Consider the following 20595-nt stretch of genomic DNA (forward strand, 5'->3'; position numbering starts at 1 on the left):
GGTGCTACTACGCAATAGTGCTAAGTCCCGCGTGGATAAAGCACGACCGCCGCGCGGCGCTTGCCCTGACCGAAGCGGCTGATGCGTTCGAACTCGCGGTGAGGCACCGGTACATGCTGGCAGTCCTGGGGGTGTCGTTGCAGGCTGCGCTCGGCGTTGGGGTCGTGCAGGTAGATGAAATTGCGGTCGCAATCGGTAACCAGGATCCAGTGTGGCGCCCGGCTGCGGCTGCGGCGATGACCATCCACCAGCACCAAAGGCTGGCCCCCTGCCTCCAGTAGCGGCTTCAGATCCAGCTCGTCGCCCAGATGCTGCTCGATGTCGGTGTCCTGCAGGGCGCTACAGAAGTCTTCATGGGCCTGGCGAATAACCTCGCGCTTGCCGGCGTTGCGCTCCTCTTCGAGAAACAGCGGGCCCCGGTCGCTCAGCTCCAGCCTGACCCGGAAGCCCCGACGCCAGGCGGCCAACGCGAGGCCGTGCGGGCTGCAGCCGCCGTGGCCGCCTTGCATATGCACGCTGCTGGCCTCGCGCCACAGGCGCAGTTCGTCCTGATGGTTGCCGGGCACGCCCCCGTCCAGTGCGCCCATGGCCATCAACAGACAGGCCGGGCCGCAGGTGAACTCGGTGGTCTGGCCGTAATACGGGACTGGCCGATGCAGCGCCTGCGGGTGCTGGACTACACGCTTCTCCATGCGCAGTGCTTCGCGATGGTCGGGGAAGAAGTCAGTGAGCAGCCCAAGGTTGCTGTAGCCGTTGCGCTCGAACAGGCTCACTGCCTGGCGGTCGTCCGGACATACCTCCAGCCGCAGGTAGGCGCAGTCGTGTTCGCGGGCACTGGCTTCCGCGGCGACCAGCAGACGCTGGCCGATGCCGTTGCCACGGGCACGCGGGTCGGTGGCGATGGAGTGCAGGCGGGCAAGGCTGCTACCCCGACGGAAGAGAGCAAGGGCATAGCCGAGGAGGGCATGGCCATCGCCCTCGGACACCACCAGGCTGGCATTGGCTTCCAGGATCATCCAGCGGAACTGCTGCCGGCTGAGGCGGGGTACCTCAAAGCAGCGACTCTCGAGCTCCACCAGTGCCGACAAGTCGTCGAGCCTGGCCTCACGCAGAAGCAGGTTCATGGCAGGGTCCTGCAAGGCAGGGAAGGAATCGCCCGAGTATTGGCCTTGATTGACACGCTGTCGAGACGCTTAAGAGGGGCCTATCCCACCTTAAGCGCGCAGCGAAATTGCGCTTATAGAGAAACGTTCCATAGAGCGTCAAAGTTCTTGCTAGCGTTACAAGTAGCGTCCACAAGCTGTTGTTTTTATTGATAAAGCAATTTTTTGGCGTCAAGGAAGGTTTATCTTGGAAGCGATCTCCTCTGCACCGAGACGTCTACTGCTGGTCGACCCATGCGATCACTGCCGGCGAATGTTGCCGCGTCTGGAAGAAGCCGGTTGGTCGGTGTCCAGTCAGAACCTCGACCAGGCCCTGGCAGCTACCTACGACATCGGGTTGTTGCGCTTGCGCAGCGACCACCTGACACGCCCGGAAGGGGTCAAGAACCTGATCAGTCGCAGTGGCACGGAATGGATTGCCCTGGTCGACCCGTTGGGCGAACCCGTGCCCGGTCTGGATGAGTTCATAGGTGAGTGGTTCTTCGATGCCCTGGCGCTTCCCGTGGACTTGCCGCGTCTGCAGGGTCTGCTGGGCCGTGCGTTCGGCATCGCCCGCCTGCGGGGCATCGGCAATCGTCGAGGCGACCAGCACGAACTGCTGGGCCAGAGCCGTCCGCTACGCGATTTGCGCAAGCAGCTGGCGCGTCTGGGACCGAGCGAGAAACCAGTGCTTATCCTCGGTGAAAGCGGTAGCGGCAAGGAGCTGGTAGCCCGCACCCTACATCGCATGTCGCGACGGGTGGCCGGCCCCTTTGTCAGTTTCAACTGCGGCGTACTGCCTGAGCCGGAAACCGCGAGCCTGTTATTCGGCCATCAGGGCAAGGTGGCGTCGGCCAATGGCGGCACGCTATTCCTCGATGCGATCCATGAGCTGCCCACTGGCCAGCAGGAGCGTTTGCTGACTTGCCTGCGCTCCCGGACCCTGCGTCACGCCGATGGGGAAGTGATGCCCCTGGATATCCGTGTCCTGGCGTCGGCGCGAGAGGAACTGGGCGAACTGGTAGAGCAGGGGCATTTCCATCCGGGGTTGCGTCAGTGGCTGGATCAGAATCGCCTGATGATCACCCCGCTGCGCAAGCGCCAGGGAGACATTGCGCTACTGGCAGGCTACTTCGCCGATCTCTACAGCCTGGAGGCGGGGCGTCGACCCAGTCATTTCAGCGAAGAGGCGCTCGCTGCCATGGTTCGCCACCGCTGGCCTGGTAATGTGCGCGAGCTTGCCAGCCGAGTCCGGCGCGGCTATGCACTGGCGGAAAGCGGGCCTATCGAAGCGGCCGACCTGGGACTGCAGAGCGCCCCGATGGATGGCGCGCTGCTAGGGACGCTGGAGGACTACAAACGCCGGGCGGAGTACCAGGCGCTGTGTGATGCGTTGGCTCACTACAGCAGCAACCTCAGCCACGCGGCCAAGGTGCTGGGGGTGTCGCGGCCGACCTTCTACAGGCTGCTGCACAAGCATCAGTTGTTGTAGGTTTCGCGATGCTCGAGCGGGTGGGGGGTGGCTTTGCCACCCTTCGCAAATGAATTCACTCCCACAAGGGCCGCACGACCCAGGGCGGCGTGATCACATGCCGTTGGCGAAGGCCGGAATGCTCATGTCGATGGCTTCGCGCACTGGCTTCAGGGCTACCGCGTAGCGCGCGAGGATGTCCAGGTCGTAGTCCATGCGGGCACGGATGCGCTGGTCGTCTTCGCTCACCGGCTCGACGTCGTTCAGCACTTTTTCCACGCCACGAACGATCAGGTGCTCCGGCAGGTAGCAGAGACGGCAGTTCTTGTAGCTGGAAGCGCGCAGCTCGCTGATGGGGTAGCCACCACCGATCCCGGAGGAGACGCCCACCAGCAGGCCCGGCTTGTGCGCCAGTTCGGCCTTGCTGGCGTAGATGAAGAAGTTCTTGATGGCCGGGCAGGCCATGCCATTCCACTCGGGGGCGATCACTACCACCGCGTCAGCGTCGCGCAGCTGCTGCTGGTATTCGCTCCAGGGACCAGTGTTCTCGGCCGGCCACAGCGGCAGCGGACCTTCGCCGAGGTCGATGATGTTGCAGGATGTGGGGCTCACCTTGTCGAGGTCGATCAGGCGCTGGCGGACGAAGCGGGCGACCTTGCCCGATTGGCTGTTTGCACGGCTGGAGCCGGCGATCAGGACGATGTTCAGCATCTGGGGGTTCCTTGTTTAGACCGCAGGCAGGCTAGCCGGGGTGCCGATCGGCGGCAAGCGATCTGACGCCAGTTTGATGTGCCGATGGTGACAGGATTCGGAAAGGGAGGAGTGCGTCCTGCTTTCGCGAATGAATTCGCTTCTACAGGATCCGAGCACATACATATCGGTGCGCACGGACAGCTCCCTCGCCCTCAGGGTGAAGGGCTGGGGGTGAGGGAAGCCAGGTGTCGCTGGGTGTTCGCAGGGCAGACCTGCGGCCTGCTTGGCGATTGAAATTGCCCCGACAGAAGAGCGGAGCGTTGCTGGCGGGTACGAAGTCGCCGGCGCGCGTCACCCCTCGCCTTCTGGGAGAGGGGTGGGGGTGAGGGAGGTCAGGCGCGGAATTGCGCCATCAGCCCCTGTTGGTGGTTGGCCAGGCGGTTCAGCGCCTGGCTGACCTGGGCGGACTCCTCGGCCTGGCCGGAGAGCGATTCGGTGACGTCGCGGATCGCCGCCACGTTGCGGTTGATCTCCTCGGCCACCGCGCTCTGTTCCTCGGCGGCGCTGGCGATCTGCAGGTTCATGTCGGTGATCACCGTCACCGCTTCGCCGATGCGTTGCAGCGCAGTCACCGCCTGTTCCACCTGCTCGACGCTGCCCTGGGCCTGGCGGTGGCTGCTGTGCATCGAACCGACCACCTCGCGCGTGCCGTTCTGCAGGCCCTCGATCACCTGGCGGATTTCCTCCACCGAGTCCTGGGTGCGCTTGGCCAGGTTGCGCACTTCATCGGCCACCACCGCGAAGCCGCGGCCGGCCTCGCCGGCACGCGCCGCCTCGATGGCCGCGTTGAGCGCCAGCAGGTTGGTCTGCTCGGCGATGGCGCGGATCACTTCCAGCACCGAGCCGATCTGCTCGCTGCTGTTGGCCAGCGCCTGCACCTCTTCCATGGCCGCACTCATTTCGCTGGCCAGTTGCTCGATGGCGCTGGTGGTCTTGCCGATCACGCCGAGGCCTTCCTGGGTGGCGTGGTCGGCCCCCCGCGCGGCTTCGGCGGCCTGGGCGGCGCTGCGGGCGACGTCCTGGGCGGTGGCGCTCATCTCGTTGGAGGCGGTGGCCACCTGGTCCACTTCGCGGTACTGCTGCTGCATGCCGGCGCTGGTCTGGCTGGCGATGGCGGCGGACTGGTCGGCGGTGCTGCGGGCGTCCTGCACCGAGCGTTTCACGTCGGCAATGATCGGCTGCAGCTTGTCGAGGAAGCGGTTGAACCAGCCGGCCAGTTCACCCAGTTCGTCCTGGCGGGCGTAGTCCAGGCGGCGGGTCAGGTCGCCTTCGCCACTGGCGATGTCCTTCAGCATACTGGCCACGCCTAGGATCGGCCGGGTCACGCCACGGGCGGTGAGCCATACCAGCAGCAGGCCGGCGACGCCGGCGACGAGGCCGATCAGCAGGCCGGTGAGGTTGGCGGTGTCGTTCTGCTGGTCGAGTTTGGCATCCAGTTTCAGGGCCGGTGCCAGCAGGACCTTCTCGGGAACTTCCAGCAATACGCTCCAGGGCGCGGCGGTGGGGATCGGCTTGAACGGCTGCATCACGCGCAGCATGCCGTCGTGCTCCATTTCCGCGGATTTGCCAGCCTGCAGATTGCTGGCAAGTTCCGCTGCCTTGTCACCGAAGGCCTTGTCCAGTTTGGCGCTGAGCAGACTGGCATCGCGGCTGTGGCCGGCGAGTAGGCCAGCTGGGCTGATGATGCTGACGTGGCCGTTGCCGTCATAGAGCTCGCGATTACCGGCCATGCTCAGTTGCTGCAGGCTCTCCAGGCTGATGTCCAGGCCCATGACGCCAACGGTCTTGCCGTTCAGTTGCAGCGGGAAGGCAATGCTGGTCATCAGTACCTGGCGGTCGCCCACGTTATCGAAGTAGGGGTCCAGCACACAGGCCTGGCCGGTTTTCATCGGGCAGGTGTACCAGGCGTTATAGGGCGCGCCGCTGGGGCCGGTGCTGCTGTCGGCGAGCAGTTCCTCGGTCATCGACTCGGATTCGAGCTTGCCGGGAGTCGGTTGGGACCAGTACAGGGAGAAGCGCCCCTTGTCGTTGCTACCGAGCTCGGCCTGGTCGACGAAGAGTTCGTCCTTGCCGTCCAGGGCGTTGGGTTCGAAGACCAGGTACAGCCCCAGGATCTCCGGATTCGCCTCCAGGCTGGTGCGCACCTGGCGGGTCAGGTCTTCGCGCAGGTCAAAGGCGTCGAGGAAGCGTTTTTCAGCCTGTTCCTTGAGGAACAGGACCTGACGCGAGAAGCCTTTGCCGTACTGATAGTTGTCCATGAAGTAGCGCTGGATGCGGATGGCCTGGAGTTCCGAACGAGCTTGCAGGCTCTGTCGGGCGCTTTGGTTGAGCATCTGGCTGCTGTCGGCTTTCACCAGGCTGGCGCTGCGCTTGGACTGGTACAGGGACGAACCGACCAGCAGGGTCACGATGGCCAGCAGGCAGAGTCCGGCCAGCAGGGTGATCTTCCACTGGATGGACAGGCGATTGAACGGCATTGGGGCTTCCTTCTGTCTCGTCGGAACTTCATTCGTTGTCGGCGCGGCTGGCGATTTCTTGACGCAAAGACGACGAATAGCCGTGCGGAATGCACGAGGGCGCAATTTGCAGGCAAGAATTATGCACACTCCGACCAATATTCCGAACGCTTTTGACAGGAGGGGCCGCTTTCGGCAGAGTGCGCGCTTTTTTTTGCGGCAGAGTCCTTGGCTGGCAAGGCTCGAAGAACCGAGGAGTGGCGATGAATGCGGTAGTGGCGGCGGTGGGGATCATGCTGGTCCTCAGCCTGTGCCGGGTACATGTGGTGGTGGCCCTGATCATTGGTGCACTGGCGGGCGGCATGGTCGGTGGTCTGGGCGTCGACGGCGCCCTGGCGGCTTTCAACAAAGGTCTAGGTGGCGGTGCCACCGTGGCGCTGTCCTACGCGTTGCTGGGCGCATTCGCCGTGGCCATCGCTCGTTCCGGCCTGGCCCACGCGTTGGCCGACAAAGCCCTGGCGCTGGTGGGCAAGCAGGAGGCCAACGAGGGCGGTGCACTGAAATGGGGCCTGGTGGCGTTGCTGCTGTGCGTGGCGATCTCCTCGCAGAACATCCTGCCAATCCATATCGCGTTCATTCCGCTGCTGGTACCGCCACTTCTATATGTATTGACGCGCCTGGCCATCGACCGCCGCCTGATCGCCTGTGTGATCACCTTCGGCCTGATCACGCCTTACATGTTCTTGCCAGTGGGGTTCGGGAACATCTTCCTGAACGAGATTCTGCTGGCGAATGTGGTGAAAAGTGGCGTGGACGTTACCGGTGTGAATGTCACCGAGGCGATGTTGATACCGGCACTGGGCATGGTCGCCGGTCTTCTCATTGCGGTGTTCATCAGCTATCGCGGCAAGCGCATCTATGACCTGGAACGCATTGCCCAGGCCGAACAGGTCAGCGTTGCATACAACCCATTGAGCCTGGGTGTGGCGGGCGTGGCGATCGTGAGTGCCTTCGTGGTGCAGCTGTTGCTGGATTCGATGATCATCGGTGCGCTGCTGGGCTTCGTGATTTTCTCGGTGTCCGGCGTGGTGCGCTGGAAAGAGACGGACGATCTGTTCACCGAAGGCATGAAGATGATGGCGATGATCGGCTTCATCATGATTGCCGCCTCGGGCTTTGCCGAGGTGATGCGTGAAACCGGTCACGTCGCGACACTCGTGGACGCCTCCGCAGGCTGGATCGGCCACAGCAAGGCGCTCGGTGCGCTGCTGATGCTGCTGGTGGGTCTGCTTGTGACCATGGGCATTGGTTCATCCTTCTCCACGGTGCCCATCATCGCGGCCATCTTTGTGCCGCTGTGCGTGCAATTGGGTTTCAGCCCGCTGGCCATTGTCAGCATTGTCGGCACTGCTGGTGCTTTGGGTGATGCCGGTTCTCCGGCTTCCGACTCGACCCTGGGCCCTACCGCCGGCCTGAATGTGGATGGCCAGCACAACCATATCTGGGACACCGTGGTGCCGACCTTCCTGCACTACAACCTGCCGTTGCTGGCCTTCGGCTGGGTTGCGGCGATGGTGCTGTAGGGCGCGCCACCGCTGGTGTTCGTTTAGTTATTTCGACTCAGCGGTCGCTTAAGGTACGAGCGGGGTTGCCGATATATCGACAACCCCGCTGTGCGTTCTGGCCCTGCTTTCCGAGGATTGCTCGATGCGTTTGACTCTGAAGACCAAACTGTTGCTGCTGGCCCTGGTGCCGGTGATCCTCTTCGCGCTCGTGCTGTCTGGCGCCGTGACCAAGGTGATCCACAGCCTGGCCGAAAACGAGGTCAAGAACACCCGCGAGCGCCTGATTGCGGAGAGTCGCCTGGAGCTCAGGAACTACATGCAGATAGCCTTGGGATCGGTGCAGGCGCTCTATGACGCATCCGCGCCCGGCGACACCGCCAGCCGCGACCAGGCAATCGCCATCCTGTCGAAAATCAAGTACGGCAAGGACGGCTACTTCTTCGGTTACGACTCGCAGGTGGTTCGCCTGTTCCGCGGCGATAGCCCGGTGGACGTAGGCAAGAGCTTCACCGGTCGCAAGGACCCGAACGGCGTTGCGGTGAACGACCGTCTGGTGGCAGTGGCCAAGGACGGTTCCAACTATGTCGAGTACAGCTCGTCATTGCCGGGGAACGAGAGCGTCCTGGTTCCCAAGCTGGGTTACAGCTATTACCTGCCCAAGTGGGACATTGCGCTGGGCACCGCAGTTAACCTCGATGGCGTGGCTGCGCAGGTGGCCGAGGTGGAAGGAGAAATCGACGAGCGCGTAAGCACTATCGTGACCAGCGTGGCAGTAATCGCCGCAGTGCTGCTGGTGATCTTCGGCCTCGTCGGCCTGGGCCTGGCCAACGCCCTGGTGCGTCCGTTGCAGCGCATCAAGGCCAACCTGGATGACATCGCTGCTGGCGAAGGCGACCTGACCCGCCGTCTGGCAGTGGACAGCCAGGACGAACTGGGTGAGCTGGCGGGCTCCTTCAACCGTTTCGTCGAGAAGATTCACGGTCTGGTGCGTCAGATCGTCGACATGACTGGCCAGCTCACCAGCCTGGTGGGCGAGGTGGCGGCCCAGGCCCAGCGTTCCGAGCAGGCCATGGAGCGCCAGCGCCAGGAAACCGATCAGGTGGCGACGGCAATCAACGAGATGTCTGCCGCCGCCCATGAAGTGGCCAGGAGTGCCCAGGGGGCCGCCGAGGCCGCGCAGCAGACCGACCAGGAGGGCCAGGCCGCCAAGCAGGTGGTAGATGGCAGCATTACTCGAATTCATGCTCTGGTGGGCGATATCCGCAGCAGCGGCGTGTCTCTGGACAGCCTGCAACAGGATGTCCAGTCCATCGTCAGCGTGCTTGGCGTGATTCGCTCCATCGCCGAGCAGACCAACTTGCTGGCGCTCAATGCTGCCATCGAATCGGCCCGTGCCGGTGAGGCGGGGCGGGGCTTTGCCGTGGTCGCGGACGAGGTGCGTGCGCTGGCTAGTCGCACCCAGCAGAGCACGCAGGAAATCCAGGGCATGATCGACCGTCTGCAACAGGGTACCCAGGACGCCGTGACGGCCATGCGTCGTTCCAGCGATGCGGGAGATACCACCAGCAGCCAAGCGAACCAGGCCGGTGCGTCGCTGGATGCCATTGCCGGGCTGATCGGGACTATCAATGCGATGAACGCGCAAATCGCCAGTGCGGCTGAAGAGCAGACTGCGGTAGCTGAAGAGATCAATCGCAGCGTCCACCAGATCGCTGTTGCGGTGGACAGCGTGGCGGAAGAAACCCGCCACGGCGCCGAGACCGCTCGTAGCCTGTCGCGACTGGGCGATAGCCTCGGCGGACTGGTTCGCCAGTTCCGTATCTGATCGGCAGATCCCTTCGTAGGAGCGAGCTTGCTCGCGAAGAGTCCGAGCGCGCTATTTCGCGAGCAAGCTCGCTCCTACTCGTGCGGCGGTGAGTCCGGGCTACGATTTTCCCGTCTGCTTCGAGATGCCCCTTATAGGGGCAAAACACGTCGGCATTCTGACCCGCGACCCTGCGGCTGACCCCGACAGGCGCCAAAAAAACACTTAGCACTTTTCCCGACTCGCTGCGGACTAACGCTGTAGGTTCTCTTCACCCTGCGGCACTGCCATGGCTTCTCAGCGGCAAATGCACAGCCGTACCCTGATCCTCCTTCTTGTGGTGGTATCGCTAGCTTTCTGCTGGATTCTGCTGCCTTTCTACGGAGCGGTTTTCTGGGCAGTGGTGCTGGCGGTGATCTTCAGCCCTTTGCAGCGCCAGCTTGCACTGCGTCTGGGTGGACGGGGCAATCTGTCGGCGATGATCACGCTGTTCCTCTGCCTGGTGGTAGCGGTGCTGCCGGTATTGCTCATCGGCCTGATGTTGGTGCAGGAAGGCGCGGACTTCTACCACCGGCTCGAGTCCGGAGAGCTGGATATTGGCGCGTACGTGAACCAATTCAGGGAGTTGCTGCCGAGATTCCTCCAGCGTCAGCTGGATCGCCTGGGCATTGGCAATTTCAACGGTCTGCGTGACCGCATCGTCAGCGGGATGCTGCAGGGCAGCCAGTTCCTCGCTACCAAGGCTTTCGCCATCGGCCAGAACACCTTCGAGGCGGTGGCGGGCTTCTTCGTGATGCTCTACCTGTTGTACTTCTTTCTCCGCGATGGCTACGAAGTAGCGCGCAACGTGCGCATGGCCATACCCCTCGGCGAGCAGCACAAGCGTCGATTGCAGATCAAATTCACCCGCGTGGTACGCGCCACGGTCAAAGGCAACATAGTGGTCGCCATTGTCCAGGGGGCGCTGGGCAGCCTGGTGTTCTGGTTCATGGATATCCAGAGCCCGGTGTTCTGGGGCGTCATGATGGCATTTCTGTCCCTGCTGCCACTGGTGGGTGCCGGCCTGATCTGGGGGCCCGTGGCGCTGTTCTTCGTGCTTAATGGAGCGCTCTGGGAAGGTGTGGGTCTGGCGCTGTTCGGCATCCTCGTGATCGGCCTGGTGGACAATTTTCTGCGGCCGATGCTGGTGGGCAAGGACACGCGCATGCCGGACTATCTGGTGCTGATTTCCACCTTGGGCGGGCTGTCGCTGTTCGGCCTCAACGGCTTCGTCATCGGCCCGCTGATCGCGGCATTGTTCGTTGCGAGTTGGGACCTGTTCACCGAGGCGGGCAAGAAAGTAATGCTGCCATAGGCGGGTGTGCTCTCCGCCAGGAACGAAAAACCCGGCACAAGGCCGGGTTTTCGTTTCTCGGGTTCCGCTTAGTTGGCCAGGGCCACCAGACCTGAGTGCTGGACCAGGTCCAGCAGCGGCTGCGGGTAGACGCCGAGGAAGAACGCCAGCAGGGCGACGAACAGCAGCATGATGCCGCCGGCACGTTGGGCCCAGTGCAGGTCGGCGTCGTGGCGACGCAGGTTCGGCTCGACCAGGAACAGGGTAACCATGACGCGCAGGTAGTAGAACACGCCGATGGCGCTGCCCAGGACCATGGCGCCCAGCAGCCACCACAGGCCGGATTGGACACCGGCGGCGATCACGAAGAACTTGCCGATGAAGCCAGCGGTGAGCGGGATGCCGGCCAGGGACAGCATCATCACGGTGAGCACGGCGGTCAGGTACGGACGGCGCCAGAACAGGCCGCGGTACTCGTACAGGGCGTCGCAGTCACGGCCGCTGTAAGGCGTGGACATCAGAGTCACCACGCCGAAGGCGCCCAGGCTGGTCAGCACGTAAGTGGCCAGGTAGACACCGATGGCTTCGACGGCCAGGCCCTTGCTCGCGATCAGTGCCACCAGCAGGTAGCCGAAGTGCGCGATCGAGGAGTAACCCAGCAGACGCTTGATATTGTTCTGCACCAGGGCCAGCAGGTTGCCGAAGAGGATGGAGGCGATGGCGATGACGGTCAGCAGGTCGTTCAGCCAGCCACCGGCGGTGGCCGGGGACAGTTGGTACAGACGCAGCAGAACAGCGAACACGGCGACTTTGCTGGCGGTGGCCAGGAACGCCGCCACCGGCGCCGGGGCGCCTTCGTACACGTCCGGGGTCCAGAGGTGGAATGGAACCAGGGAGAGCTTGAACGCCAGGCCGATGAGCATCATGCCGATGCCGAGCTGGGACAGCACGCTGGAGGTGCCTGCAGCGGTCAGCTGGCTGAAGCTCAGGCTGCCGGCATCGGCGTAGAGCAGAGCCATGCCGAACAGCAGGAAGGCGGAGCCTGCGGCGGACAGCACCATGTACTTGATGCCGGCTTCCAGGGAACGCTTGTTGAAGAAAGCGTACGCCACCAGGCCGTATACCGGTACCGAAAGCAGTTCCAGGCCGATGAACAAGCCAGCGAGGTGCTGCGCGGTGACCAGCACCAGACCGCCAGCGGCGGACAGGAGGATCAGCAGGTACATCTCTTCGCGGTTGCCCGGATAGCCCTTGCCCGACTCACCGCCCAGGTAGGCGTGGATCAGTGTGACGCAGGCGAGGGTGCCGGCCAGGACCAGCGCCATGTAATAGGCGCCGAAGTTGTCGACCATCATCAGCGGGGTCACTTCCAGGGGAGCGACCTTGAGTGCCGGGACGATGGAAAGCAGGGCGAGGTTCAGACCGATGACCGAAAGGCCGAAGGTCCAGGAGTGGTGCCGCTTCCAGGCGATGGCCAGCATGACCACAACTATCGTGGCGCAGGTGACCAGCAGCGGTAGCAGGGCGATCAGGTGTTGAGTCGTGAATTCCATAACCTACTTACCGGGCAACGAGTTGATTGACGGCGGAATCCAGCCACTGGTGCACGCCATGCATGGTCGCAGCGGAGGTATCCAGTACCGGTTGCGGGTAAACGCCGAGCAGGATCAACAGGGCGGCGAGGCCCAGGACCATGGTCAGCTCGCGATAGCGCAGGCCTTCGTAGGCGTTTTCGTTCTTCGCCGGACCGAAGTAGGCGCGGTGGATCATGATCAGCGAGTAGACCGATCCGAACACCAGGCCAGTGGAAGCCAGTACGGCAATCCACGGCACTTGCTGGAACGAACCGACCAGGATCAGGAACTCGCCGACGAAGTTGCCGGTACCCGGCAGGCCCAGTGCGGCGGCAGCGAAGAACAGGCTGATGGCCGGCAGGTAAGGCATACGGTTCCAGATACCGCCCATCTCGCGCATGTCACGGGTGTGCAAGCGTTCGTACAGCTGGCCGCACAGGATAAAGAGCGCGGCAGCGGAGAGGCCGTGGGCGATCATCTGCACGATGGCGCCCTGCAGAGCGATCTGGCTGCTGGAGTAAATGGCGATCAACACGAAGCCCATGTGCGAAACGCTGGAGTAGGCCACCAGGCGCTTGATGTCGGTCTGGGCGAACGACAGCAGGGCACCGTAGACAATTGCGAACACACCCAGCCACTGGGCGATTGGCGCGAACTCGGCCGACGCGTTGGGGAACAGCGGCAGGGCGAAGCGGATCATGCCGTAGGCGGCAGTCTTGAGCAGGATGCCGGCGAGGTCCACGGAGCCAGCGGTCGGGGCCTGGGCGTGGGCATCGGGCAGCCAGGAGTGGAACGGCACCACCGGGAACTTCACCGCGAAGGCGATGAAGAAACCGAGCATCAGCAGGTACTCGGTACCCGGGGCGAGCTGGGCTTTCAGCAGGTCGGCGTAGTTGAAGGTCAGCACGCCGGTATTGCTGTAGTTCACCAGCACCAGGCCGAGGATGGCCACCAGCATGATCAGGCCGCTGGCCTGGGTGTAGATGAAGAACTTGGTGGCGGCGGTGATCCGGGTCTTGCCCTTGCTGCCGCTATGACCCCAGAGCGCGATGAGGAAGTACATCGGCACCAGCATCATTTCCCAGAAGAAGAAGAACAGGAACAGGTCGATGGCGAGGAACACGCCGACCACGCCGCCGAGGATCCACATCAGGTTGAGGTGGAAGAAGCCGACGCGGTTCTGGATTTCACGCCAGGAGCAGAGCACGGACAGCACACCGAGCAGGCCGGTGAGGACGATCATCAGGATGGAGATGCCGTCCAGGGCCAGGTGGATGGTGACGCCGAAACGCTCGATCCACTGCACCTTGAACTCCTCCGCCCACACCGGATCGGTGCCGGGAGCAGGGGCCAGGGTGAAGTCGCCGGTCGCCCACAGCCAAAGGCCGAGGACGAACAGCAGGGACATGGTCAGCAAGGCGATCCAGCGTGGCAGGGTGGCGCTGAAGCGCTCACCCTGCCAGCAGAGCAGGCCGCCGATGAAGGGAATCAGGATTAGCCAGGGCAGAATCATGACGGGCTCAATTCCTTAAGAAGATTCAGGTCAGCAGCACGGCGCCGAGCACGAGCACGGCTCCGCCGACGATGGATACGGCGTACCAGCGCAGCTGGCCGGTCTGGCTACGGCTGAGGGCAAAGTTGCCGCCCCTTACCACGCGTGGAACCAGGCCGATGGTGCCGTCGATGGGATCGCGACGGAGCAGGCGGCAGACCAGCAGGTAGGGTTTGACGAACAGCAGGTCGTAGAGCCAGTCGAAGCCCCAGGCGGCGTACCACCAGGCACCAAGGAAGCGGCCCGGCGCACTCTGGGCGAGTGCGCTGACGAAACGGCGCTTGCCAAGGAAGAGCAGGGCGGCCAGCAGGATGCCCGCCAGGGCGATGGCACCCGAGGCGATTTCCAGGCTGTGCTTGGCTTCGCCACCGGCGTGGCCGACGCTTTCCGGCAGTACACCGGCCAGCGGCGGGGTGATCAGTGCGCCAATGAAGGTAGAGAGCACGATCAGCACGCTCAGCGGCAGCCAGTGGGCGACGCCGTGACCAGCGTGAGCTTCGGTCTTCGCTTCACCATGGAAGGCGATGAATATCAGGCGGAAGGTGTAGATCGAGGTCAGGAAGGCGCCCGCCAGACCGGCGTAGAGCAGACCGGAGTGGCCACTGGCGAAGGCTTCCCAGAGGATCTCGTCCTTGGAGTAGAAGCCCGCGGTGACCAGCGGCAGGGCCGCCAGGGCCGCACCACCTACGATGAAGCTCGCGTAGGCCAGCGGCAGTTTCTTCCACAGGCCACCCATCTTGAAGATGTTCTGCTCGTGGTGGCAGGCGTTGATCACCGCACCCGAAGCGAGGAACAGCAGAGCCTTGAAGAAGGCGTGGGTCATCAGGTGGAAAATCGCCGCATCCCATGCGCCAACGCCGAGGGCGAGGAACATGTAGCCGATCTGGCTCATGGTGGAGTAGGCGAGGATTCGCTTGATGTCGGTCTGCACCAGGGCGGCGAAGCCAGCCAGGACCAGGGTTACGCCACCCACGATGCCGACCAGTTCGAGGATTTCCGGAGTCAGCAGGAACAGGCCGTGGGTACGGGCGATCAGGTAGACGCCCGCGGTCACCATGGTAGCCGCGTGGATCAACGCGGAAACCGGAGTCGGGCCCGCCATCGCGTCTGCCAGCCAGGTCTGAAGCGGCAGCTGGGCGGATTTGCCCACTGCGCCGCCGAGCAGCATCAGGGTCGCGACCCAGAGCCAGGCGTCACCGGCCACGTACTTCTCGGGGGCCAGCTTCATCAGTTCCTGGATGTTCAGGGTACCCAGGTGGAAGAACAGGATGAACAGCCCGATGGCCATGAACACGTCACCCACGCGGGTGACGATGAAGGCCTTGAGTGCCGCGTTACCGTTGGGCGTGTGCTTGAAGTAGAAGCCGATCAGCAGGTACGAGCACAACCCCACGCCTTCCCAACCGAAGTAGAGGAACAGCAGGTTATCGCCCAGCACCAGGAACAGCATGCTGGCGATGAACAGGTTGGTGTAGGCGAAGAAGCGGGAGTAGCCCTCTTCACCGCGCATGTACCAGGAAGCGAACAGGTGGATCAGGAAGCCGACGCCGGTGACCACGCCGAGCATGGTCAGGGACAGGCCGTCCAGGTAGAGGGTGAAGCTGGGCGCGAAGCCCGCCACGCTCATCCACTGCCAGAGCACCTGGGTGTAGACACCGCCTTCCGGCGGGGCCACGTTGAACTGCCAGATGATCCAGGCGGCGATCAGGGCCGAGAGGCCCACGGAACCGACGCCGATGACGGCGGATGTGTTTTCGGAGAAACGCCCGCGGGAGAAGGCCAGGATGAACCAGCCGAGCAGCGGGAACAGGCAAGTGAGGAATAGAAGGTTCATCCGCGCATCTCGCTGGCAGCGTCGATATCGAGGGTATGGAAGCGGCGGTACAGCTGCAGCAGGATTGCCAGGCCGATACTGGCTTCGGCGGCTGCAAGGCTGATCACCAGAATGAACATGATCTGGCCGTCAGGCTGGGCCCAACGGGCGCCGGCGACCACGAAGGCCAGCGCGGCAGCGTTCATCATGACTTCCAGGCTCATGAGCACGAAGAGGATGTTGCGGCGCACCATGAGGCCCGTGAGGCCCAGGCAGAAGAGTATGCCGGCGACCGCGAGGCCATGTTCCAGTGGGATTGCGTTCATGGCTTATTCCTTAGCTTCGTGGCGGCCGAGGTGGAAGGCGGCGACCAGGGCTGCCAGCAGCAGCATGGAAGCCAGCTCCACGGCCAGCAGGTACGGGCCGAAGAGGGCGATGCCAACTGCCTTGGCGTCCACGGTGGTGTGACCGATGGTGGCACCAGTGGCATTGCCGAACAGCACATACAGCAGTTCGGTCAGCAGAATCAGGGAGAGCAGGGCAGGGCCGGTCCAGATGCCGGGCTTGAGCCACTTCTTCTCCTGTTCTGCAATCGCAGGTCCGAGGTTCAGCATCATCACCACGAAGACGAACAGCACCATGATGGCGCCGGCATAAACGATGATTTCGAGGGCGCCGGCGAACGGCGCGCCGAGGGCGAAGAAGCACATCGACACCGCCAGCAGCGAGACGATGAGGTACAGCAGGGCATGCACCGGGTTGGTGTTTGTGATTACCCGCAGGGTGGAGACAACGGCCACACCAGCGGCGAAATAGAAGGCGAATTCCACGCGTGTCTCCTTAGGGCAGCAGGCTCTTCACGTTGATCGGCTCGGCCTCGTTCTGCGCGGCGCCTTTCGGCTTGCCGGCAATGGCCATACCCGCCACGCGATAGAAGTTGTAGTCCGGGTTCTTACCCGGGCCGGAGATCAGCAGGTCTTCCTTCTCGTACACCAGGTCCTGGCGCTTGAACTCGCCCATCTCGAAATCCGGGGTCAGCTGGATCGCGGTGGTGGGGCAGGCTTCTTCGCACAGGCCGCAGAAGATGCAGCGGGAGAAGTTGATGCGGAAGAACTCGGGGTACCAGCGTCCGTCCTCGGTCTCAGCCTTCTGCAGGGAAATGCAGCCGACAGGGCAGGCCACGGCGCAGAGGTTGCAGGCTACGCAACGCTCTTCGCCATCGGGGTCGCGGGTGAGGACGATGCGGCCGCGGTAGCGCGGCGGCAGGTACACGGGCTCTTCCGGGTATTGCAGGGTGTCACGCTTGCGGAAGGCATGGCCGAAGATCATCACCAGGCTGCGAAGCTGGGTGAAGGTGCCATGCACGACGTGGATGATTTCTTTGATCATGGTGTTTCTCCTTACTGGGCCGCGGCCAGCACGAGCGCGCCGGTCACCAGCAGGTTGATCAGGGTCAGCGGCAGGCACACCTTCCAGCTGAAGGCCATCACCTGGTCATAGCGCGGGCGCGGGATCGACGCGCGCAGCAGGATGAACAGCATGATGAAGAAGGCGGTCTTGAGCGCAAACCAGATGAAGGGGATCTGCGGCAGGATGCCGAACGGGCCATGCCAGCCGCCGAAGAACAGGGTCACGAGCAGGGCGGAGATCAGCACAATGCCGATGTACTCACCCACGAAGAACATGCCCCATTTCATGCCGGCGTATTCGATGTGGTAGCCGTCGGCCAGTTCCTGTTCCGCTTCCGGCTGGTCGAACGGGTGACGGTGAGTCACGGCGACGCCAGCGATGAAGAAGGTACAGAAGCCGAAGAACTGCGGAATGATGAACCACAGGTGTTGGGCCTGGTATTCAACGATGTCGCGCATGTTGAAGGAGCCGACCTGGGCCACGATGCCCATCAGCGACAGCGCCAGGAACACCTCGTAGGAGATGGTCTGGGCCGAGGCACGCAGGCTGCCGAGCAGGGCGAACTTGTTGTTGCTCGACCAGCCGGCGAAGAGCACCGCGTAGACCGCGATGCCGGCCATGGCGAAGAAGAACAGCACGCCGATGTTCAGGTCGGCCACGCCCCATGTGGGGGTGACCGGCACCACGGCAAACGCGATCAACAGGGCACTCATCGCGATGATGGGAGCCAGGGTGAAGATCAGCTTGTCGGCGAACGGCGGGGTCCAGTCTTCCTTGAAGAACATCTTGATCATGTCCGCGCCAAGCTGGAAGGCGCCGAACGGGCCTACGCGGTTCGGGCCGTATCGGTCCTGCCACAGACCCAACAGACGGCGTTCCACCCAGGAGAGCAGCGCACCGGTCACGACCACCCCGAGCAGGATGACGATGGCTTTGAGGACGGTGACGACGATGTCGATCAGTTCGGGCGTCAGCCAACTCATTGCGCGGACTCCTGTACGGCAGTGACGACGGCACCGGCGAAGACCGCCGGGATACCCGGCAGACCGGCAGGCAGGCCGATCAGGCCGATGCCCATTTCTTCCTTGACGGCAAGCGGCAGACGCAGGGTCTGGCCATTGACGGTCAGGGCGATAAGGGCGCCGTCATTGACGCCGAGGCGATCGGCTTCGTCCTTGGCCATGGCCACGTAGGGCTGCGGGATGCGTTCTTGCACCGGAGCGGCGCGGGAACTGTTCTCCTCGCTGCCGAACAGGTGGTGCAGAGGCACGGCCTGCCAGGTGCCCTGAGCCGGGTTGAACGCAGCATTGATGCAGAACCAGGGCAATGCCTGGCCCTTGGCTTCGATCAGGCGAACGCCCGGGTCGCCAGCGCGCAGGTGGCCACCGACTTCGTCCTGGAACTTGTTCCAGGCTTGCGGGGAGTTCCAGCCCGGAGACCAGGCGAACGGAATCTGCTGACGGTCTTCCTTGGTACCGGCATAGCCTTCCATGGAGAAGGCGAAGGCGGAGTCCTTGTCCTGGGGCTGACGCGGCTCGTGCACGCTGATATTGGCGCGCATGGCAGTACGACCGCTGTAGCGGTGCGGCTCGCGGGCGAGTTTCATCCCCTTGATGCGGAACGAAGCGCTCGGTGCGGCGTCGCGGATAGAGGCCAACAATGGGCTGCTGTCGGCGCAAGCTGCGGTGACCTGGTCCAGCTGGGTCCAGTCGACGGCCTTGCCTTGCAGAGTGCTGTGCAGAGCATGCAGCCAGCGCCAGCCTTCGCGAACGAGCATGTTGGCGTCGTAGTAGGTCGGATCGAAGACCTGGAAGAAGCGCTGGGCGCGCCCTTCAAGGCTGACCAGGGTGCCGTCGCCTTCAGCGAAGCTGGCGGCCGGCAGCACCAGATGGGCACGTTCGACGGTAGCAGTCTGCTGATGGTCGGCAACGATGACGACCTTGGCAGCGGCGAGGGCGGCATCGACCTTGCCGGCGTCGGCGCGGCGGTACAGGTCATTCTCGAGAATGACGACTGCATCGGCCTTGCCGGCGGTCAGCGCTTCGAGAGCGGCGTCGACGGATTCACCACCGAAGAGAGCCAGGCCCATGCTGTTCGCTTCTGGTACCACCAGGCTGAGGGAACCGTTCTTTTCACGGTTCTTCAGCGCGCTGGCGATGTTGGCAGCGGCTTCGATCAGGGCTTTCTCGCCAAGGGAGGCGCCGGAGATGATCAGCGGACGTTTGGCAGCGAGCAGGGCGTCGGCGATGCGCTTGACCAGCTCGGCGGCTTCGCTTTCCAGGCCTTCCACGGCCGGTGCGCTCGGGTCGATGGCGTGGGCAACAGCGAAACCGATGCGGGCGAGGTCGGCCGGGGCAGCGTGGACACTTTCAGCGGCGACGTCGTCCAGCCGGGTGGCGGCAACGCTGGCAATGAACAGCGGGTTCAGCGCGTCCTGGGCGACGTTCTGCACAGCGGCCATGTGCCAATCCTGGATCTTCATCGAGGCGGCGATTTCAGTGGCCTTGCCCTTGACGGCCTGACGCAGGGCCAGGGCCATGCGGGCTGCTGTCTGGGTCAAGTCTTCGCCGAGGACGAAGATCGCGTCGTGCTTCTCGACGTCTCGCAGGGTGGGCACCGGCAGCGGGCCGTTCTGCAGGATGTCGCGAATCAGGCGCAGGTTAGCCAGTTCGTTTGCGGCGATGCCAGAGTAGAAGTTCTCTCCACCGACCAGCTCACGCAGGGCGAAGTTGCCTTCGAGGCTGGCGCGCGGCGAGCCAATACCAATCACGCGCTTGCCTTTCAGCAGCTCGGCGGCCTTGTCCAAGGCGGCGTCCAGGCCCAGTTGCTGGTTACCCAGTCGCGGCTGGCGCGGACGGTCGTCGCGGTTGACGTACCCGTAACCGAAGCGACCGCGGTCGCAGAGGAAGTACTGGTTAACCGAGCCGTTGAAGCGGTTCTCGATGCGGCGGATTTCGCCGTAACGCTCGCCGGGGCTGATGTTGCAGCCACTGGAGCAGCCATGGCAGATGCTCGGGGCGAACTGCATGTCCCACTTGCGGTTGTAGCGCTCGGAGTGGGTCTTGTCGGTGAACACGCCAGTCGGGCAGACCTCGACCAGGTTGCCCGAGAACTCGCTCTCGAGGGTGCCGTCTTCGACGCGGCCGAAGTACACGTTGTCGTGGGCGCCGTAGACGCCGAGGTCGGTGCCGCCAGCGTAATCCTTGTAGTAACGCACGCAGCGATAGCAGGCGATGCAACGGTTCATCTCGTGAGCGATGAACGGACCGAGTTCCTGGTTCTGGTGGGTACGCTTGGTGAAGCGATAGCGACGGGCGTTGTGGCCGGTCATTACCGTCATGTCCTGCAGGTGGCAGTGACCACCTTCCTCGCACACCGGGCAGTCGTGCGGGTGGTTGGTCATCAGCCATTCGACGACGCTGGCGCGGAACTGCTTGGCCTCTTCGTCGTCGATGGAAATCCAGCTGTTATCGGTGGCGGGAGTCATGCAGGACATGACGAGGCGACCACGCTTGTCGTTCTCGTCGGTGTACTGCTTGACCGCGCACTGGCGGCAGGCGCCGACGCTACCGAGCGCCGGGTGCCAGCAGAAGTAGGGGATGTCGAGTCCGAGTGACAGACAGGCCTGCAGGAGGTTGTCTGCACCATCGACTTCGAGCGTCTTGCCGTCTACGTGGATAGTGGCCATGGTTCAGTCTTCATCTGCCCGTGTGACCGGGCTT

At 63.4% G+C, this 20595-nt stretch carries 14 protein-coding genes and 3 pseudogenes; 5 read left to right on the forward strand and 12 right to left on the reverse strand.

Annotation, left to right across the window (positions count from 1 at the left end; genetic code table 11):
* Positions 1 to 20 precede the first annotated feature (20 nt).
* Positions 21 to 1124, reverse strand: coding sequence for a GNAT family N-acetyltransferase/peptidase C39 family protein (locus tag SA496_RS10315; protein WP_120651310.1), 1104 nt, complete (start codon positions 1122 to 1124; stop codon positions 21 to 23).
* A gap of 223 nt (positions 1125 to 1347) precedes the next feature.
* On the opposite strand from SA496_RS10315, the gene SA496_RS10320 reads away from it, so the two are divergent.
* Complete coding sequence (locus SA496_RS10320; protein WP_371924408.1) at positions 1348 to 2634, forward strand: sigma-54-dependent transcriptional regulator; 1287 nt, start codon at positions 1348 to 1350, stop codon at positions 2632 to 2634.
* 93 nt (positions 2635 to 2727) lie between these two features.
* Here the strand turns inward: SA496_RS10320 and SA496_RS10325 are convergent, their stop codons facing one another.
* The 3 genes and pseudogenes from SA496_RS10325 to SA496_RS29175 form a co-directional block, all read right to left on the reverse strand.
* Positions 2728 to 3324: an NADPH-dependent FMN reductase gene (locus tag SA496_RS10325; RefSeq protein WP_120651308.1), complete on the reverse strand. Its 597-nt coding sequence runs from the start codon at positions 3322 to 3324 to the stop codon at positions 2728 to 2730.
* Between the two features lie 374 nt (positions 3325 to 3698).
* Complete coding sequence (locus SA496_RS29170) at positions 3699 to 4454, reverse strand: methyl-accepting chemotaxis protein (protein WP_371924409.1); 756 nt, start codon at positions 4452 to 4454, stop codon at positions 3699 to 3701.
* A gap of 102 nt (positions 4455 to 4556) precedes the next feature.
* A pseudogene (locus tag SA496_RS29175) lies at positions 4557 to 5843 on the reverse strand (PDC sensor domain-containing protein); the annotation flags it as partial.
* 242 nt (positions 5844 to 6085) lie between these two features.
* On the opposite strand from SA496_RS29175, the gene SA496_RS10335 reads away from it, so the two are divergent.
* The 4 genes and pseudogenes from SA496_RS10335 to SA496_RS10345 all read left to right on the forward strand — a co-directional run bounded on the left by SA496_RS10335 (position 6086) and on the right by SA496_RS10345 (position 10545).
* A complete protein-coding gene (locus SA496_RS10335; protein ID WP_120651307.1) occupies positions 6086 to 7405 on the forward strand; it encodes a Na+/H+ antiporter family protein in 1320 nt (439 codons plus the stop codon).
* Positions 7406 to 7529: 124 nt separating this feature from the next.
* Positions 7530 to 8354: pseudogene (locus SA496_RS29180) on the forward strand (cache domain-containing protein); the annotation flags it as partial.
* 261 nt (positions 8355 to 8615) lie between these two features.
* Positions 8616 to 9212, forward strand: a pseudogene (locus SA496_RS29185) (methyl-accepting chemotaxis protein); the annotation flags it as partial.
* A 286-nt stretch (positions 9213 to 9498) separates the two neighbouring features.
* A complete protein-coding gene (locus SA496_RS10345) occupies positions 9499 to 10545 on the forward strand; it encodes an AI-2E family transporter (protein ID WP_120651305.1) in 1047 nt (348 codons plus the stop codon).
* A gap of 68 nt (positions 10546 to 10613) precedes the next feature.
* Here SA496_RS10345 and nuoN read toward each other — a convergent pair whose 3' ends face one another.
* Genes nuoN through nuoG form a run of 8 tightly spaced genes read right to left on the reverse strand, consistent with a single transcriptional unit; the run spans position 10614 to position 20561 of the window.
* The gene (gene nuoN, locus SA496_RS10350; protein ID WP_153922531.1) at positions 10614 to 12077 is read right to left on the reverse strand and encodes an NADH-quinone oxidoreductase subunit NuoN; all 1464 of its coding nucleotides are present in this window, start codon (positions 12075 to 12077) and stop codon (positions 10614 to 10616) included.
* Between the two features lie 7 nt (positions 12078 to 12084).
* Entirely contained in the window at positions 12085 to 13611 is a 1527-nt protein-coding gene (gene nuoM / locus SA496_RS10355; RefSeq protein WP_153922529.1) for an NADH-quinone oxidoreductase subunit M, read from the reverse strand.
* Positions 13612 to 13636: 25 nt separating this feature from the next.
* Positions 13637 to 15484 (reverse strand): NADH-quinone oxidoreductase subunit L, encoded by a 1848-nt coding sequence (gene nuoL, locus SA496_RS10360; RefSeq protein ID WP_120651302.1) that lies wholly within the window; start codon positions 15482 to 15484, stop codon positions 13637 to 13639.
* The gene (nuoK, locus tag SA496_RS10365; RefSeq protein WP_028628753.1) at positions 15481 to 15789 is read right to left on the reverse strand and encodes an NADH-quinone oxidoreductase subunit NuoK; all 309 of its coding nucleotides are present in this window, start codon (positions 15787 to 15789) and stop codon (positions 15481 to 15483) included. The genes nuoL and nuoK overlap by 4 nt, the downstream gene beginning before the upstream one ends.
* A 3-nt stretch (positions 15790 to 15792) precedes the next feature.
* Positions 15793 to 16293 carry an NADH-quinone oxidoreductase subunit J gene (gene nuoJ, locus SA496_RS10370; protein ID WP_330115376.1) on the reverse strand — a complete coding sequence of 167 codons (501 nt, stop codon included), beginning with the start codon at positions 16291 to 16293 and terminating at the stop codon, positions 15793 to 15795.
* Positions 16294 to 16303: 10 nt separating this feature from the next.
* Positions 16304 to 16852, reverse strand: a complete 549-nt coding sequence (nuoI, locus tag SA496_RS10375; RefSeq protein ID WP_028628751.1) for an NADH-quinone oxidoreductase subunit NuoI — start codon at positions 16850 to 16852, stop codon at positions 16304 to 16306.
* An 11-nt stretch (positions 16853 to 16863) separates the two neighbouring features.
* A complete protein-coding gene (gene nuoH, locus SA496_RS10380) occupies positions 16864 to 17856 on the reverse strand; it encodes an NADH-quinone oxidoreductase subunit NuoH (RefSeq protein WP_120651300.1) in 993 nt (330 codons plus the stop codon).
* Positions 17853 to 20561 (reverse strand): NADH-quinone oxidoreductase subunit NuoG, encoded by a 2709-nt coding sequence (nuoG, locus tag SA496_RS10385; RefSeq protein WP_330115377.1) that lies wholly within the window; start codon positions 20559 to 20561, stop codon positions 17853 to 17855. The genes nuoH and nuoG overlap by 4 nt, the downstream gene beginning before the upstream one ends.
* Positions 20562 to 20595 lie beyond the last annotated feature (34 nt).

This window comes from Pseudomonas sp. JS3066 (genome assembly GCF_036328175.1).
GTDB lineage: Bacteria > Pseudomonadota > Gammaproteobacteria > Pseudomonadales > Pseudomonadaceae > Metapseudomonas.

What these genes read in the sequence shown, in the direction of transcription:
- SA496_RS10315 (WP_120651310.1), bottom strand. Translation starts at nt 1,124, where the DNA reads ATGAACCTGCTTCTGCGTGAGGCCAGGCTCGACGACTTGTCGGCACTG.
- SA496_RS10325 (WP_120651308.1), bottom strand. Translation starts at nt 3,324, where the DNA reads ATGCTGAACATCGTCCTGATCGCCGGCTCCAGCCGTGCAAACAGCCAA.
- SA496_RS29170 (WP_371924409.1), bottom strand. Translation starts at nt 4,454, where the DNA reads ATGCAGCAGCAGTACCGCGAAGTGGACCAGGTGGCCACCGCCTCCAAC.
- SA496_RS10335 (WP_120651307.1), top strand. Translation starts at nt 6,086, where the DNA reads ATGAATGCGGTAGTGGCGGCGGTGGGGATCATGCTGGTCCTCAGCCTG.
- SA496_RS10345 (WP_120651305.1), top strand. Translation starts at nt 9,499, where the DNA reads ATGCACAGCCGTACCCTGATCCTCCTTCTTGTGGTGGTATCGCTAGCT.
- nuoN (WP_153922531.1), bottom strand. Translation starts at nt 12,077, where the DNA reads ATGGAATTCACGACTCAACACCTGATCGCCCTGCTACCGCTGCTGGTC.
- nuoM (WP_153922529.1), bottom strand. Translation starts at nt 13,611, where the DNA reads ATGATTCTGCCCTGGCTAATCCTGATTCCCTTCATCGGCGGCCTGCTC.
- nuoL (WP_120651302.1), bottom strand. Translation starts at nt 15,484, where the DNA reads ATGAACCTTCTATTCCTCACTTGCCTGTTCCCGCTGCTCGGCTGGTTC.
- nuoK (WP_028628753.1), bottom strand. Translation starts at nt 15,789, where the DNA reads ATGAACGCAATCCCACTGGAACATGGCCTCGCGGTCGCCGGCATACTC.
- nuoI (WP_028628751.1), bottom strand. Translation starts at nt 16,852, where the DNA reads ATGATCAAAGAAATCATCCACGTCGTGCATGGCACCTTCACCCAGCTT.
- nuoH (WP_120651300.1), bottom strand. Translation starts at nt 17,856, where the DNA reads ATGAGTTGGCTGACGCCCGAACTGATCGACATCGTCGTCACCGTCCTC.
- nuoG (WP_330115377.1), bottom strand. Translation starts at nt 20,561, where the DNA reads ATGGCCACTATCCACGTAGACGGCAAGACGCTCGAAGTCGATGGTGCA.